Here is a 14626-nt window from a genome sequence, read left to right as displayed (position 1 = left end):
CTTGCCGACGGCCGTCGTCACCGCTACAGCCGGGGCATGGGTTTGCGGACGAGCGACTTCCACTACGACCTGCCGCCGGAGCTGATCGCCTCGCGGCCGCTGGAGGAACGCGCAGCGTCCCGGATGATGGTGGTGCACCGTGACTCGGGGAAGATCGAGCACCGGATGTTCCGCGACTTTCCGGAATACCTGCGGCCGGACGACTTGCTGGTGCTGAACGACACCAAGGTGATCCCGGCGCGGGTGTTCTCGGACGATGGCAAGATCGAGCTGCTTTGCCTGGACCGCCTCTCGCCGCTGGAGTGGCGGTGCCTGGTGCGGCCGGGGAAGAAGATGCGCATCGGCAAGCCGGTGATCGTCGGCGGAACTACTGGAACCGTAGTAGAAGTATTCGACAATGGCGACCGGCTGATCCGCTGGGAAGTACCGGTGGACCTCGACCGCCATGGTCATCTCGCGCTGCCGCATTACATGGGTCGCGATGACGAGATGGTGGATCGCGAGCGCTATCAGACGGTCTTCGCCCGCGAGGAAGGCGCCATCGCCGCGCCGACCGCGGGGCTGCACTTCACGCCGGAGATGTTAGAGAAGCTGCCGCATGCCTTCCTCACACTGCACGTCGGCGTCGGCACGTTCCGCCCGGTGCAAGTGGACACGCCGGAAGAGCACGAGATGCACTCGGAGCGCTACTTGCTTTCACAGGAAACCGCCCGGCGGGTGAACGAGGCCGAACGGGTAGTCGCCGTCGGCACCACGGCAACACGGGTGCTGGAGCATCTCGGAAAGTCGGGCACGACGACACGCCTGGTTGACGAAGAGCAGCGGGGCGCGACCGACATCTTCATCTATCCGCCCTACGAGTTCCGCGTGATCGGCGGGCTGCTGACGAATTTCCACCTGCCGGAGAGCACGCTGATCATGCTGGTGAGCGCCTTCGCCGGCCGCGAGCTGGTGATAGAGGCCTACCGCGAAGCGGTGCGGGAGCGCTACCGCTTCTACAGCTACGGCGATTGCATGCTTCTGGTGTGAATCACTTCAAAGTCTTCTTGGTCCCAATAGTCCACCAGAGGATCGGACCGAGAATAGGAAGGGCCAGCAGAACGATTACCCAAACGATCTTCTCGCTTCCTTGCGGGAAATTGGCCGACAGACACTGGATCAAGGCCACCAGTGAGAGAATCAGAGGAAACAAGAGGAAACAGATTACAGCCAGTTCCTGGCCCCCCAGACCGCTGACAAAGCAAAGTTGATCCATCTTTAAAACGCTATGCGGTATCGAGTGGCTCGGGCAAGGAGTGATTACTCACGACGAGCAGCTGCCATCCCCCGCAACACGAGCCCGACGAGCTTCAAGTCGGCGCTGAAAATCGTCTCCATCGTCCAGCCACCCGCGAATCTCGGAGAGCTTGCGAGGCGTTCCGGCCGGAGCCGCAAAAGGCACAAGCCGCGCCACGGGGAGGTTGCCGCGGCAGATCAGAACTTCCTCCCCTGCCTCGGCCATCCCGACAAATTCGGACAGCCGGGACTTCAGGCCGGTGATGTTCACCCTCCTCCTCATGGTCAGATTGATGGTCATGTCGCGCGTCCGTGTCAAACCGCTTGCCACAGGCGGGCCGGCGCTGTTTCCTCCGCCTGCTGTCAGGGGCCGTGGAGGTTCGGCAGGCGAATCCCGCCAGGCCTTGATCGGAGCAACGGTAGTTTGTCCGGGTTTGCCGCGGTTCCCTGGCAGCACTCTTTTTCTTTCCCCTCGCCGCCCCTTACTTGAGCGCGGCCGCCAAGGGCGAAGGCGAAAGCTCGTCCGGGGCACTCCCCGCGAGTTCCGCGATGGTCTTCGCGGGGTCGAGGCGATTGAGCGGAAGCATGCTGTAGCCTGACCCAACGTCGATGCCATCGCCGCGCCGCATCTCGAAATGCAGGTGCGCCGGATAGTAGCCGTTCGCGGTGCCGACGGTGCCGATTTTCGCGCCACGGGCGACCAACGCACCGGCGACCACGTCGATGCGATCGAGGTGGGCATACATCGACTCAAGCAAGCGGCCCTCGCGGTCGCGGTGCGCCACGATGATCGTCTTTCCCGAACCCGGCGACGGCTCGCCGACGAATGAAACCAGCCCATCGGCCGTCGCAAAAACGGGATCGCCCAGGTCGCTGTTCCCTCCGCCGATGCCATTCAAATCATCGCCGGTGTGATGACCGCCGCGCTCGGCATTCAGCTCCCAGAACTTCTGGTCGTTGCAAGTCAGGGCTCCATGCTCGGAACCCAGCGGGCTTTCAAAGCGGGTGGCAGCCGGGATCTCCACGAGCTGCCAAGCGGAGAACTGATGCAGCCGGAAGCGCGGTTGACCATCGGAAGGAAGTAGCAGCGGCGCATCGGCATCCTGAAAGCCAGTGAGTGCCTCGATCGGTGGCACCACCGGCGGGCGATCCTGCCACATCGCGATGCCGAGCATGCCGGCCGCAGTGCACAGGAAGACCAGATGCGAGCGCGCGACCATCAGTCGAAGTCGAGATAGATCTCGGCGCGGCGGTTGACGCGGCGGCCATCGGGATTGTCCTCGCCGCTCTCGGTGAAGTTCGGCCGGCGCGGCTGCGACTGGCCCTTGGCCAAGGTGATGACCTGGTTTTCCGCGACGCCGGTCTTCACCAGATACTCCTTCACGAAATTCGCGCGACGGAGGGAGAGCTTTTCATTGTAAGGCTCCGTGCCGAGCGCGTCGGTGTGACCGGAAAGGGTGAGCTGCTTGTCGGGATCCGTCTTGAGAATCTGCGCCACGATATCGAGCTGTCGCTGCGTGCGCGGCGCGAGCGTGTCTTCATCGAAGTCGAAATAGAGTACTAGCGTGTCGCCGCCCTTCGGGTTCTTTACCAGCGGCGTGTAGTAGACATCGCCACCCGCCACTCGCTTGGCGTAATCGGCCAGCAGTTGGTCCAGGTTGATGTCGGTGACGCGCCAGTGGCCGTCTTTCTCCGGCTGGCGCAGGACCATGGAAAACTCCGCCGCATCGGTGCCATCCGCGGCCACCACGCGGGCGATGTAGCCGCAGGTATCCGGCCGCTGGAACATCGCGCGCAGCGGCTTGTCCGGCCGCAGCTTGTAGTTGCCGTCTTCGAAGAGAATGCAAAGCCCCGCGATCTTCGCGTCCGAGACGGTGGTGGAATCGACGAACTCTTTCGCCAGCTCGAACTGCTGGTGCAGCGTCGCCTGCAGGAAGGCATCGACAATGCCGAGAGCGTCGACCAGCACCGCCTTTGGCACCGGCTCGCCGGGACCGGGCGGCAGCACCAGCGATTGGACCGACCACTTGCCGGCCTCCTGCTGGAGGTCGAAGAAAATCCGGTCGCGGCCGGCTTCCACGCCATCCAGCCACAGCGCCCAGCGGGCGCGGCGGTTGAGCTCGAGTTCGCCGACTTCCTGCACCGCATTCGGCTTGCGCAGCTTCGGTGCCTGGGTCGCGAGCTGGGCCAGCCGCTTGCGCGTGCCATCGTCCAGTGCCTGCTTGCCGATCAACTGCCCCAGCTTCTCAAAGTCGCCGGATTCCAGCGCGGTGCCGATCTGACCAAGCAACTCCGCCGGGTTCACCACGGCCAGTCCCACCCCCGCATTCGCCAGCGCGGCTTCCGGATCCACCGGGCCATCGACCACCGACTCCTTTTGATTCGCCGGGATGGTCTCCGGCGTGGGGGCCGGCTTCTTTTCTTCCACCACCACCGGCGCTTGCGGCGGCGGTGCGGGTACGGATTTTCCGCGGTAGACGTAGAGGGCACCCACGGCGGCGGCCAGGGCGATGGCCCCGGCGAGGAAGGCGAGCGGAAAGCGGGATTCTTGCATGGCGGAGCGCCGGAGTGGCGCAAGGAAAGGGATGCCCCTTCAACGTCCGGTCGACAACCGCTTTATCCCCGGATCAACGCTCGGGGTCATCCGGCGTCTCTTCTTTCTCTTCCTTGCGCGGGAGCACCGGCAAGTTCGCCGTCATGTGCTGCCCGCTCCGGAAAAGGTGCACGGTGGTCGCCTGCACGGCGACGGAGGCTGCAAGGAACTGGTAGAACTCCATCGAGTTCGAAATGCGGCTCTCATTCACCCCGAAGATCAGATCGCCGGAGCGGATGCGGTTTCCTGCCAAGCCCTCCGGGCGGATGCGGGCGGCCACCACGCCACTGAACCCGCGCAAGCGCTCCTGCGGCGTCAGGTCGCGGACATCGAGGCCGATCGCCGCGAGAATTTCCCCGGGGTCGCGGATCTTGCCCTGGGTGATCGACGGCATCTCCACCGTCTCGGTCTGGCTCTCGGTAATGGTCGCCTCCAGCGTCAGCTCGCTGCCGGAGCGCCAGATCCGCAGCGGCACCTTTTGCCCCACGCGGGTGCGCTGGACCAGATTGATGAGCTGCGTGGTATCGCGGATCTGTTTGCCGTCGAAGGCAAGGATCACGTCGTTCTCCTTCAGCCCCGCCTTCTCGGCCGGCGACTCGGGCCCGACCGCCACCACCACGCCGCCCTCCAGCATCCGTACGCCGAGATAGCCGCGCACCGGCCGGCCGCGCTCCAGGATCGAGTGCAGCGTGTCCTTCACGTCATTCGACGGGATGGAAAAGCCCACCCCTTGGAAACCCGGCTTGTCGCGGTCCGGCGTGAAGATCGCCGAATTGATGCCGATGATCTCGCCCTGCAAGTTCACTAGCGGCCCGCCGGAGTTGCCCGGGTTGATCGCCGCGTCCGTCTGGAAGAGATCGCGCTGCGTGTCGGACAGGGAGCGCTCCACGGCGGAAATGATTCCCCGCGTGATCGTCTCGCCGAGGCCGAAGGGATTCCCGATCGCGAAGACATTCTGCCCCGGCCGCACCTGGCTGGAGTCGCCGAATTTCAGTGGCTGGAATTTCGAGCCGTCGCCCTCGATCTTGAGCACCGCGATGTCGAGAAGCCGGTCCTCACCAATCAAGGTGGCAGGGAACGACTTGCCCGGCTTTCCGCCCTCCATCGGCAGGGTCACCTGGATTCTCTCCTGATCGGCGATGACGTGGTAGTTCGTCACCACGTGACCCTCATGGCTGACGATCACGCCGGAGCCTTGCCCCTGGGTCGGCACGGACTGGAAGCGCATCCGGCCATAGCCATCGAACAACCGCCGCTCCCGCGTGCCAGTGGTATCGATGCTCACCACCGAGGATACGACGGCCTGGGTCAGCTTGGTATACTCCGCGTCGAGGCGCGCGAGTAGTTCCACGTCCCCCAATTCCAGCGGGGCGCGGTCGGAAAGGGTGTAGCGCTCCGGGCGGAATTCCGGGTTGTCGTCCGCCTTGCCTCCGGTCCACAGCCGGGTGAAGCCCTGGGGGCCGTTGCGAATGAGATACACGGCGCCAAATGCGACCGCGAACACGGCCGCTAATGCCACCAGGCGACGAATGCCTTGCTGCATGGGATGTAAGGGGGTGAGGGTGTGGGTGATACAGGACGCGGAAGGACCGCCAAAGCAAGGAAATCCCGCCGCCACCGCCCCCCGGTTAGAGGGTCGCCGGGATCAATTGTCGTCCCCACCGGCCTTCGGCAGCGGGTAGTCCGCCTCATCGCCCGCGGCGGTGGTGAGATCGCGGATGGCCTTCTGATAGCCGTCGCGCGCGGTCTTGACGGCCTGCATTTTCTTGGGAGTGACGTTCCCGAAGTTGTCCTCCTCCTTGGAAATCAAACGCGACAACGTGCGCAGACTATCGGTGACCTCCAGCGCCGCCTTGTGGAGGTCGCGGTCGCGAATGTCGATGTAGCCCGACAGCGCATCCAGCATCGTGCGGCTCGTCTCATGGGCCTTGTCGAGACCGTGGTCCGCTTCGTCGTCACCGTTTTTTATCTGGAGATTCGCCAACATGGCGGCTGGCTCCAGCGCGGTGCGGATCTCTCGCGCGAGCACTTGGCGCGGCAGGAAGCGCGCCCGGGCGCCGGATCCCTGCAAGGCCAGCATCCGCGCCGAAGCGTGCTTCGGCATCACATCGGTCAGCTCCTTCAGCCGCTGCTGGGTGGCCGGGTGCGCCGCGAAGGTGCCGAGCGCCTTCCCCTCACCCACCTTGCGGATTTCGCTGAATCTCTTCATCGCATCCCCCGCCGCCCCTTCCGGAGTGGCGGCGGCCAAGTCGCACAGCTCATCCACCGTGCTGGCCAGCAGGATCTCCCGCTTCATGAAAAACGCCGCCTGGTCCATGGTCAGCAGCGACGGCAGGAATTCCGCCGCTTGTTCCGGCAGGATCACCCGCCCGCCGCCCGGCATCGCCGCCAAGGCCTTCAATGACTTCCAGAATTTCGGCGGCAGCTCCAGCTTCCCGCCCTCTCCCACCTGCGCCAGCGTGATCGCCGTCGGCACCTTGCCCGTCAGCGCGCCCTCCAGCAGCAGCGCCGTGGTGCCGGTCAGTGCATTGCCATTGCGCGGCAGCGAGTAGGTGGCCTTGCCAAATCCCAGCGACACCGTCAGCCCGCTGGGCAAGCTCCCGTGGCGTGCCGTCATGGCTGTCTCCAGCGCGCGAAAGGGTTTCGCAAGGCGCTCCGACACGCCTTCCCCCGCCACCATGAACTCCGTCTTCCCCTTGCCGGAGAGTTCGCCGTGAAAGGTCACTTTCACCGCCTGCAGCGATTCCTCGCCGGTCTCGACATTCTGGACCCACAGCGGCATCGCCAGCTCGAGGTCGGCTAGGGCCAGTGTCTCCGCCGGCTTCACGGGCTTCTCGCCGCCGTCTCCCGATTCCGGGTCCGGTTCCACCGGTTTCACCGCTTCCTTGGTCTGAAAGGCCTCCTTTGCCGCCACCCAGTCTTTCCAAGCCCCTTTCTCGCCGGAGTGCTCCTTCGCCTTGGGGTGCCGTGGATCCGCCACCGCCAGCACGTCACCGAGACAAGCCGCGAGCGCGTTCGCGTCCGTGCCGGCTTCCGGCATTTCCAGCCAGGAAAGCGTCTGCCACGCGCGATTGCGCGCCCGCTCAAGTTCCTTTTCATCCGACGTCCCCGGCTTCTCGCCTTTGGCCGCCGCCGCGATCAGGTCCCGCGCCTGCCGGTTCGCCGGGTCGAGCGCCAGGGCCAGCGCCGCCATCTGCGCCACGGCCCGGCGTTCCCCAGCCCCTTCGCCGTCCTCCGCGGCAGCCAGAACGATCACCTGCCGCGACAGCGCGGTCATCGTGTCCACGTCCACCGGCAGCTTATCCCGGCGAAACGGCACCGGCCCCTCCGCAGGCGGCACGAAAGCCGCCATCGCCGGCAGCAACAAGGCACCCCCCATCAAAAATCCCCGCGAGAAGCATCGCATGGCACTCATACTAACCGCCCGATACGTGTCGCCGCGAGGGAGAATTGCGGCGAGAAGGGCCCAATCGGCAATCACCAATCTTCCAATCACCAATCGAAGTGTTTGGAAGAATGACGGCCTCGCGGCAAATGCGGCGCGCCTATGCGGAACGGATCGCTCGCCCTCATCACCCGCTCCATCTTTGGCGATAGCCTCCTCTCTTCAGGCACTCTGATTGGTGATTGGAGGATTGATGATTGGTGATTGCTGATTCTTCCTCCCCCCATGCCCTTGCCCGCCGACCTCCGCCACAGCACCCGCGAGGAAGTCATGTTCTTCGATACCGACATCGGCGGCGTGGTCCACAATCTCGCCTACCTGCGCATGATCGAGACCTGCCGCACCAAGCTCGCAGGGCTCATGGGCATGGACCTCCGCGGCATGGCGGACACCAAGCTCTACCCCGTCGTCGTCCGCACCGAGATCGACTACCGCCGCCCCGCCACCCTCGGCGATGCCCTGCTCATCCACGGCCGCCTCGATGAAGTCCAACGCGCCCGCTTCTGGTGCGCCTTCGAAGTCCGCCGCGAAAGCGATGACGCCCTGCTCATCACCTGCCGCCAATGCCTGGCGCTCGTCCAGATGCCCGAGGGCAAGCCGGTGAGGTTGCCCTGGTAGCCGCGGCCCGCTGGGATCGCGGAGCCGCTGGCCCGCAGAATGGTCCTTGGACATCGCTGCCTCTCAAAGTCCTCGCTGCCGAATCCGCCGTTCGCTTGCAGGCGGACATCGATAGGAGGAGGTCAGTGGAGATTTGAGGTGATCCGCGCGGATTCCGAATGAAGAGGAATGCCGTCAGGGACCGTTCGGCGGGCCAGCGGCCCGCTCTCCCAGCGGCACCGACGATCTCACTCTCTAGCGATCTTCCCCTCCCGCCGGAAGACCTTCATCAAGCCCCGCATTCACAACATTCAGCTCCCGTCTCGCACGCCTCCGGGACCACGCCTCCGCTCCCGCAAACAGCCCGAGCCACACGACCCCGTAAGCCGCCGTCACCGAAAGGTAGCTGAACCGAAAACGTTGCTTCCCCTTCTCCCGCGCCGGGACCGCGGTCGCCGGTGGTTTCCCCGCCACCCACCTTTGCCGGAAGCTTTGGATACCCGTGCTCTCGCGATACGGCCGCCCCACCCACCCGGCGACTTGCCCCGCCGCCGACTCGGCACCGGCACCGATGAAGCGCCCGCCCGGCGTGGTCCAACCCCATCCCACGTAAGAGCGGTGCCCCGTGGAGTCGACCCACGCCACCATGAGAAGCACTGCTCCCGGAATGCCTCCCCACAAAAACGGCGAGCGAAACCACGGCCGCACCGACCCGGGAAACCGTGGCGGCCGCGGCCGCCGCCGGCCATGGCGAGCCCACCACCACGGCAGCCACACCGCCAGATAGACCGCCACGAACCACCAATGCCGGACGTGTATCGAGAACGGCTGGAACTTCATTCCCAAGGGAAAATACCACCGGCCGGACTGCTGGTTCGAGATCCCCCAGAACGACTGCCGGAATCCGGGTCGCGTGTGGATCCGAAGGCGAGGACTGGTCGTCCACTCCGTCACCCCGAGAGTCAACACGCCGGCCCCGTGGGACGCATAAAAGGTCCGCCCGCTGGACTGGGTCCAGCTCCACGTCCGGCCCCGGCCACTAGCAAAAGAATGCCACCAGCCGGCGAGCAGCAGCAGCAGCCCCACCACCCCGCACCAAAACCCGCGCGAGCGATAAAAGGGCGTCGACGCCGGAGATTCAGCCATTCCCATCCCCCGTTACCATGGGCTTGATGGCGGCGCTTTGGCAACGCTGCGGCGGTCCGCGGGTGCCCGCGGATCATGGCGGAGGGGTCGCTGAAGGCTCCACCAGGTGCGCCTTCCGTCGCTGCCACCCGCCCAGCCCCACGAGCCAGATGCCCGTGTAGCCTGCGATCAACAGCCAGTAAGGAAGAGAGAGAAACCAGTAGCTGGAGCCGTTATCAAGCCGCTCTGCCTGCCAGCGCGGTGGAGGAAACCACGGGGGCGCGGGGGAAGGATGCGACGAAACCGAAGTGTGGAAACGTGGCACGGCGAACGAAGGGAAGGATGAGTTATAGTACTCGAGCTCGTCGGACACCTCTGAGGCCTCTCCTTCCCGGAGGTCCAGTGCGACCAGCTCGTCTCCGGTCGTTTCCACGGCAAACCACAGGAATTTCCCGTAGCCTGAAGCCGCCCAACCACAGCCCGGTCCCAGATAAGTCACGACCTTCGTCGTGTTCGCCTTCCCCCACGCCCACAGGAAAAAGAAGAAGCCGGGAACCCCGAGCCAGAACAGCCGGGATCGATACCAAGGGCGGATCATGGAGGAAGAATGGCGCGGCGGTTTCGCGCCTTTGGTGAAATTGTCAATATTGTTGGCCTAATTACCAGCGATTAGCGCCCATGGCCGAAGCTCGATTCATGACGGCGGCGCGGAAGAAGTGACTGGAAGTTTCACAGTCCGGACTTTGCGGCGGTGCCATCGCCAGCATGTCCCTGCCAGCCAGAGCATGGGAAAGATCTGAACCAAGGGGATCGTGGGAAACCTCAGCTCCCACCAGTACGGGAACGCCTGGCCGCCGCCGATCACCTTGGGCCAGCGTCGGGAAGTCCATCCGGCGGTCGAGCTCCGTTCTCCAGACCACTCCTCGCGGACCATCCCCCACTGGAAGTCCACGCCCCCGGGCGCATAGACCTCGTGAAAGAGCGTCGCCGTGAGCAGGCCCCGCGTGTGGGACCAGCCAAGGTGGAACTTCCCACCGCCCAGCCATCCCCGTGTCCGGCGATCCACCGAATCAGCGACTACGGAGATCAGACCCGCCCACAGGAGCAGCGGAATCCAAGCGCGATCCCAGCGCAGGAAGGCGGGTCGGCGGGCGGGAAGTTCCAAGAGGCGGGCCTGGCGGCGTTGCCATCCCGCGTAGAGAACGGTCCACGCGGACAGGTAAAGCAGCAGCAGGAACCAGTAGGCAATTCTCAGCTCCGGGATCGATCGCGTACCGAGATGATAGTAATACTCTTGGACCCTGTACGGAAAGAGCTGCTGCTCGGGTTGCGACAGGATCCAAGTCCCGCCGGCGATGAATCGGTGAAAATGCACCCTAGGAGCCATCAGGCGACCCTGCCCATAGATTTCCCAATCAATCTCTGCCGACCGCCCATCGTCGGACAAAGTCAGGCAATACTCCCCAAGCGTTATCCGCAGCGATCCATAGAGCAACGGGTTCGCGAACCATCCCCACAGCAGGAATAGGGCTCCCGGCAACCCGAGCCAGAACCCCAGCGAGCGGTACCAAGGGCGGATCATGGCAGTGGTGTGGTGGCTAGTTTCAGCGCGCGTGCCTGCCGAAACTGCCACCAGACCATCAGGCCCGACCACGCCGCCACGGAGATCCCAACGACCACCCACCACGCCACATGGAGCCGGCGGCTCTGGAACTTCAGCGTGCCGCTCAAGCCGAGGCTGCTCTTCTCCCGCTCATGGCGGAAGGCCGCCGGTAGCTTCCAGACCAGCCTCCCTCGCTCGGTGACAGTGGGCCGCCTCTCCAGCTCCAAGCCATCCGAGCATCCGAGGAAATCTCCCACGTGGAACTCCGTGGAGCGGAGGTTGCCGACGACAATGCTCCCTTCATCCTGGCCCACCCACATCGCCGTGTCGGCCTGGCCCCAGGAGAAGACCGACCGGTAGGCCCCGGCATCGCCCCACGCCCAGACGAGGAAGAGCTGCCAGAAGAGCCCGAACCAGAACAGCCGCGAGCGATACCACGGGCGGATCATGGCGGCGGAGCTTCAGGGGTTCTCAGAAGGCGTGCGTTCCGGCGCTGCCACCCCCAAACCCAGCTCAGCCAGCACGCCACGTAGAGCGGGACGATAAACCAAAAGGGAATGGTAAGACGGGAGAGTCGAAGCCGCGGATCGTGGGGGGCTTCCGTGCTCCAAGCCAGGCTCCACGCGAAATATTCACGATCCTTGGGCTCTATGCTCCGGATCCCTTGCTGGAAACCCACGTTGCTGTGGGTGACTCCATAATCGGGATTCATCGTCGACCGGATGATACCCACTACCCCGGGCTCATAGACGAAGTCGGTTGACGAGAGGCGGCCGATCCATATCAGCCTCCATTCGACTCTTGGAACGAACCAAGCCCAAACGAGAAAGGCTAGCCCGGGCACGCCAGCCCAGAAGAGCCGGGACCGGTAGAAGGGTTTAGGCGCGGGGAGGACATCCATCCACCCCCATTCATGACTCCGCCTCGGTGGCCTTGGCAACATCCCGCCGACCGCCCTTTTCCAACCACACCGCGAGGATCGCGACGTCGGCCGGGGTGATGCCGGAGATGCGGCCGGCTTGGCCGAGGGTGGCGGGGCGGATGCGGCCGAAATTGACCTGCGCCTCCTTCTTCAGCCCGCGGATTGCCGTGTAGTCGAGGTCGGCGGGGATGCGCTTGTCCTCGTGGCGGGCCATGCGATCCACCTGCACCTGCTGGCGCTGGAGGTGGCCTTCGTACTTCAGCTCGGTCTCGATGATCGGCCAAAGTTCCACGTGGAACTCTCCGCGAAGGTCGTCGGGTAGCATTTCGGCGGTATTCTCGACCCGGCGGAACCAGTGGTCGATCTTCACGCCCTCGTGGACGGCCTGCCGGGCCCAGCGGAGCGCGCGCTCCAGCTCGGCCTGCTTCTCGCGGATCCGGCTCACGCGTTCCCCGTGGGCGAGGCCGATGTCGGCGGCGAGCGGGGTCAGGCGGAGGTCGCCATTGTCCTGGCGGAGGAGCAGGCGGTATTCGGCCCGCGAGGTGAACATGCGGTAGGGCTCGGTACAGCCCTTGGTCACGAGGTCATCGATCATCACGCCGAGGTAGGCCTGATCGCGGCGGAGGATCAGGTCCGGCTTCCCGGCCACCTTGAGAGCGGCATTGGCCCCGGCGAGCAGGCCTTGACCGGCAGCCTCCTCGTAGCCGGAGGTGCCATTGATCTGACCAGCGAAGTAGAGGCCCGCGACGAGCTTCGTCTCCAGCGTCGGGTGGAGCTGGGTCGGCGGGCAGTAGTCGTATTCCACCGCGTAACCGGGGCGAAGGATCTCACACTTCTCCAGGCCGGGAATGGTGCGGAGGAAGTTGAGCTGCACCTCGTAGGGCAGCGAGGTGGACACGCCATTAACGTAGTACTCGTGCGTGTGGCGGCCCTCTGGTTCCAGGAAGACCTGGTGGCGGTCCTTCTCGGCAAAGCGCACGACCTTGTCCTCGATGGAAGGGCAATAGCGCGGCCCCACCCCCTCAATCACCCCACAATACATGGGGGACTGATCGAGATTGCTACGGATGATGTCGTGGGTGGCAGCGTTGGTGTAGGTCACCCAGCACGGCATTTGTTCCACGTGGAACGCCGACTCCGCCCAAGGATTCAGGGTGAAAACGTCATCGCGCTCCCGGTAAATCGTGTCGGCGAGGTAGGAGAACAGCGGCGGCGGGGTGTCCCCATACTGGGGCTCGCACTTCGTGAAATCGAGCGACCGGGCATTCAACCGGCAGGGGGTGCCTGTCTTAAAACGTTCCACGTGGAACCCTAGCCGCTTAAGAGAATCCGAAACGGTGGAAGTGGCATCACCCATCCGGCCGCCCTTCTCGTTCCGCAGCCCGACGTGCATCAGCCCGCGCATGAAGGTGCCCGCGGAGAGGACGACCGACGAAGCCTGAATCTCCATGCCGAGGGACGTGGTGATGCCGGTGACGCGGTCGCCCTCGACAAGGATATCGGCAACATTCCCCTGATGGAGCTCGATCCCCGCGGTGGACTCGAGCACCCACTTCATCCGGAATTGGTAGGCCTTCTTGTCGCACTGGGCGCGCGGCGCACGGACCGAGGGACCCTTCGAGGCATTGAGCATCCGGAACTGGATGCCGGTGGCATCGGTGTTCATCCCCATGGCCCCGCCGAGCGCGTCGATCTCCCGAACCATATGGCCCTTCGCCAAGCCGCCGATGGCCGGGTTGCAGGACATCTGGCCGATGGTGTCGAGGTTCTGCGTGAGCACAGCGACCTGCGCCCCTAGCCGGGCGGCGGCGAGGGCGGCTTCCACACCGGCGTGGCCGGCACCGATGACGAGGACGTCGTAGCGCTTGGGATAGCGGAACATGCGAGGGCGGTGAGACTACGCGGGGCAGCGGCCAGCGGCAAGGCCGAGGGAAATGTTCCACGTGGAACCGAAAATGGGTCCCATAAGACCCATGGGACCTATCGATCCAAAATCCCCGCCGACGCCCTCGGCAACAGCTCGGACAAGCGAAACACCAGCCGCTCCGTCCGGCTGGCCAAGCAGATCAGCGGATCCCCGAACTCCGCCAGCACCTGCCGGCACGCCCCGCAAGGTGAGATCGGCACCGCCGTATCCGCCACCACGACCACCGCTTCGATCTCCCGCAACCCGGCGGCGACCGCAGCACCCACCGCCACCCGCTCGGCACAGTTGGTCAGCCCATAAGATAGGTTCTCGACGTTGCAGCCCGGGATGATCTTCCCCTCCGCCAACAGGGCGGCTCCCACGTGGAACTTCGAGTAAGGGGCATAGGCGCGCTCGCGAACCTGCCACGCGGCTTCGATGAGGGGCTCCCAATCCATACGCCAAGCAGACAATAGCGGTCCCGCCGGTGGCAAGCTTGCGCATTTTCGACTCGCCCGAGTCGCCCGGATCAGGCAGGGAAAAGGCATGCAACGTCCTTGGATTCCGGCCCTCGTGCTGCTGGCACTCTTGATCGCCTTCCGCTGCCTCGGGGCCGCCTTTTCGCATGAAATGCCGAACTTCCAGCCGCTGCCCGCGCTGTTCCTGTGCAGCATCATTTTCCTCCGCGGGACCAAGGCCTGGGCCCTGCCGATCGCCGCGTGGCTGATCAGCAATCCGCTCGCGAGCATGCTCCAGGGCTACGCGCCCTTCGCCCACGGCGGAGTGACGGTCGCCTTCCTTGCACTGCTGCTCACCGGGGTGATGGCCCTGCCGCTGCGCAAGTCCCCCTCCCCGGCCCTAGTGCTCGGCGGCGGAGTCGTCGCGGCACTGCTCTTCCACCTCGTGACGAATACCGCCGTCTGGCTCGCCGACCCGACCTATGCGAAGTCCGGCGAGGGTCTCTGGCAGGCACTCTGGACCGGTCGTCCGGGTGAAATGCCGACCTGGATTTTCCTCCGCAATCTGGTCGCAGCAAACGGCGTGTTCACGGCGCTATTCCTGCTTGCCCGTCGCTCGTGGTTGCCGGTCCGCGAGGCCGCCGCTCCGGCCGCCTTGCATACCCGATAAGTGCTTGCCCCAAACCTGTTTCCGCCCCTATC

Annotated in this window: 15 protein-coding genes and 1 other RNA gene; 4 read left to right on the top strand and 12 right to left on the bottom strand. The window is 64.8% G+C overall.

What is annotated here, in order from left to right; translation table 11 throughout:
• The first annotated feature begins 36 nt into the window (after positions 1-36).
• Positions 37-1029: a tRNA preQ1(34) S-adenosylmethionine ribosyltransferase-isomerase QueA gene (gene queA, locus OKA05_RS05340; protein WP_264486075.1), complete on the top strand. Its 993-nt coding sequence runs from the start codon at positions 37-39 to the stop codon at positions 1027-1029.
• 1 nt (position 1030) lies between these two features.
• Here the strand turns inward: queA and OKA05_RS29410 are convergent, their stop codons facing one another.
• Together OKA05_RS29410 and OKA05_RS05335 are read right to left on the bottom strand one after the other, a co-directional pair.
• Entirely contained in the window at positions 1031-1255 is a 225-nt protein-coding gene (locus OKA05_RS29410; RefSeq protein WP_369335600.1) for a PLD nuclease N-terminal domain-containing protein, read from the bottom strand.
• Positions 1256-1303: 48 nt separating this feature from the next.
• The gene (locus tag OKA05_RS05335; RefSeq protein WP_264486074.1) at positions 1304-1576 is read right to left on the bottom strand and encodes a type II toxin-antitoxin system Phd/YefM family antitoxin; all 273 of its coding nucleotides are present in this window, start codon (positions 1574-1576) and stop codon (positions 1304-1306) included.
• Between the two features lie 60 nt (positions 1577-1636).
• Here OKA05_RS05335 and ffs point away from each other — a divergent pair.
• An RNA gene (gene ffs / locus OKA05_RS05330) (signal recognition particle sRNA small type) lies at positions 1637-1731 on the top strand.
• 26 nt (positions 1732-1757) lie between these two features.
• On the opposite strand, the gene OKA05_RS05325 is transcribed toward ffs, so the two are convergent.
• From OKA05_RS05325 to OKA05_RS05310, 4 genes are all read right to left on the bottom strand, one after another.
• Complete coding sequence (locus OKA05_RS05325) at positions 1758-2495, bottom strand: M23 family metallopeptidase (protein ID WP_264486073.1); 738 nt, start codon at positions 2493-2495, stop codon at positions 1758-1760.
• Positions 2495-3829, bottom strand: a complete 1335-nt coding sequence (locus OKA05_RS05320; RefSeq protein ID WP_264486072.1) for an OmpA family protein — start codon at positions 3827-3829, stop codon at positions 2495-2497. The genes OKA05_RS05325 and OKA05_RS05320 overlap by 1 nt, the downstream gene beginning before the upstream one ends.
• A 73-nt stretch (positions 3830-3902) precedes the next feature.
• Complete coding sequence (locus OKA05_RS05315) at positions 3903-5411, bottom strand: trypsin-like peptidase domain-containing protein (protein ID WP_264486071.1); 1509 nt, start codon at positions 5409-5411, stop codon at positions 3903-3905.
• 102 nt (positions 5412-5513) lie between these two features.
• Complete coding sequence (locus OKA05_RS05310; RefSeq protein ID WP_264486070.1) at positions 5514-7274, bottom strand: hypothetical protein; 1761 nt, start codon at positions 7272-7274, stop codon at positions 5514-5516.
• Between the two features lie 264 nt (positions 7275-7538).
• Between OKA05_RS05310 and OKA05_RS05305 the strand changes: the two genes are divergently transcribed.
• A complete protein-coding gene (locus OKA05_RS05305; RefSeq protein WP_264486069.1) occupies positions 7539-7931 on the top strand; it encodes an acyl-CoA thioesterase in 393 nt (130 codons plus the stop codon).
• A gap of 234 nt (positions 7932-8165) precedes the next feature.
• Here OKA05_RS05305 and OKA05_RS05300 read toward each other — a convergent pair whose 3' ends face one another.
• The 6 genes from OKA05_RS05300 to OKA05_RS05275 all read right to left on the bottom strand — a co-directional run bounded on the left by OKA05_RS05300 (position 8166) and on the right by OKA05_RS05275 (position 13924).
• A complete protein-coding gene (locus OKA05_RS05300) occupies positions 8166-8750 on the bottom strand; it encodes a hypothetical protein (RefSeq protein ID WP_264486068.1) in 585 nt (194 codons plus the stop codon).
• Between the two features lie 379 nt (positions 8751-9129).
• Positions 9130-9633, bottom strand: a complete 504-nt coding sequence (locus tag OKA05_RS05295) for a hypothetical protein (protein ID WP_264486067.1) — start codon at positions 9631-9633, stop codon at positions 9130-9132.
• A gap of 96 nt (positions 9634-9729) precedes the next feature.
• Positions 9730-10617 carry a hypothetical protein gene (locus OKA05_RS05290; RefSeq protein ID WP_264486066.1) on the bottom strand — a complete coding sequence of 296 codons (888 nt, stop codon included), beginning with the start codon at positions 10615-10617 and terminating at the stop codon, positions 9730-9732.
• Positions 10614-11087 (bottom strand): hypothetical protein, encoded by a 474-nt coding sequence (locus tag OKA05_RS05285; RefSeq protein ID WP_264486065.1) that lies wholly within the window; start codon positions 11085-11087, stop codon positions 10614-10616. Before OKA05_RS05285 ends, OKA05_RS05290 begins: the two co-directional genes overlap by 4 nt.
• Positions 11088-11549: 462 nt before the next feature.
• Entirely contained in the window at positions 11550-13442 is a 1893-nt protein-coding gene (gene mnmG / locus OKA05_RS05280; RefSeq protein ID WP_264486064.1) for a tRNA uridine-5-carboxymethylaminomethyl(34) synthesis enzyme MnmG, read from the bottom strand.
• A 98-nt stretch (positions 13443-13540) separates the two neighbouring features.
• A complete protein-coding gene (locus OKA05_RS05275) occupies positions 13541-13924 on the bottom strand; it encodes a cytidine deaminase (RefSeq protein WP_264486063.1) in 384 nt (127 codons plus the stop codon).
• An 88-nt stretch (positions 13925-14012) separates the two neighbouring features.
• On the opposite strand from OKA05_RS05275, the gene OKA05_RS05270 reads away from it, so the two are divergent.
• Positions 14013-14594 (top strand): DUF6580 family putative transport protein, encoded by a 582-nt coding sequence (locus OKA05_RS05270; protein WP_264486062.1) that lies wholly within the window; start codon positions 14013-14015, stop codon positions 14592-14594.
• Positions 14595-14626 lie beyond the last annotated feature (32 nt).

The organism is Luteolibacter arcticus (assembly GCF_025950235.1).
Classification (GTDB): Bacteria; Verrucomicrobiota; Verrucomicrobiia; order Verrucomicrobiales; family Akkermansiaceae; genus Haloferula; species Haloferula arctica.
The sequence above is the reverse complement of the archived record's forward strand: the minus strand, read 5'-3'. Positions and strand labels throughout refer to the sequence as shown.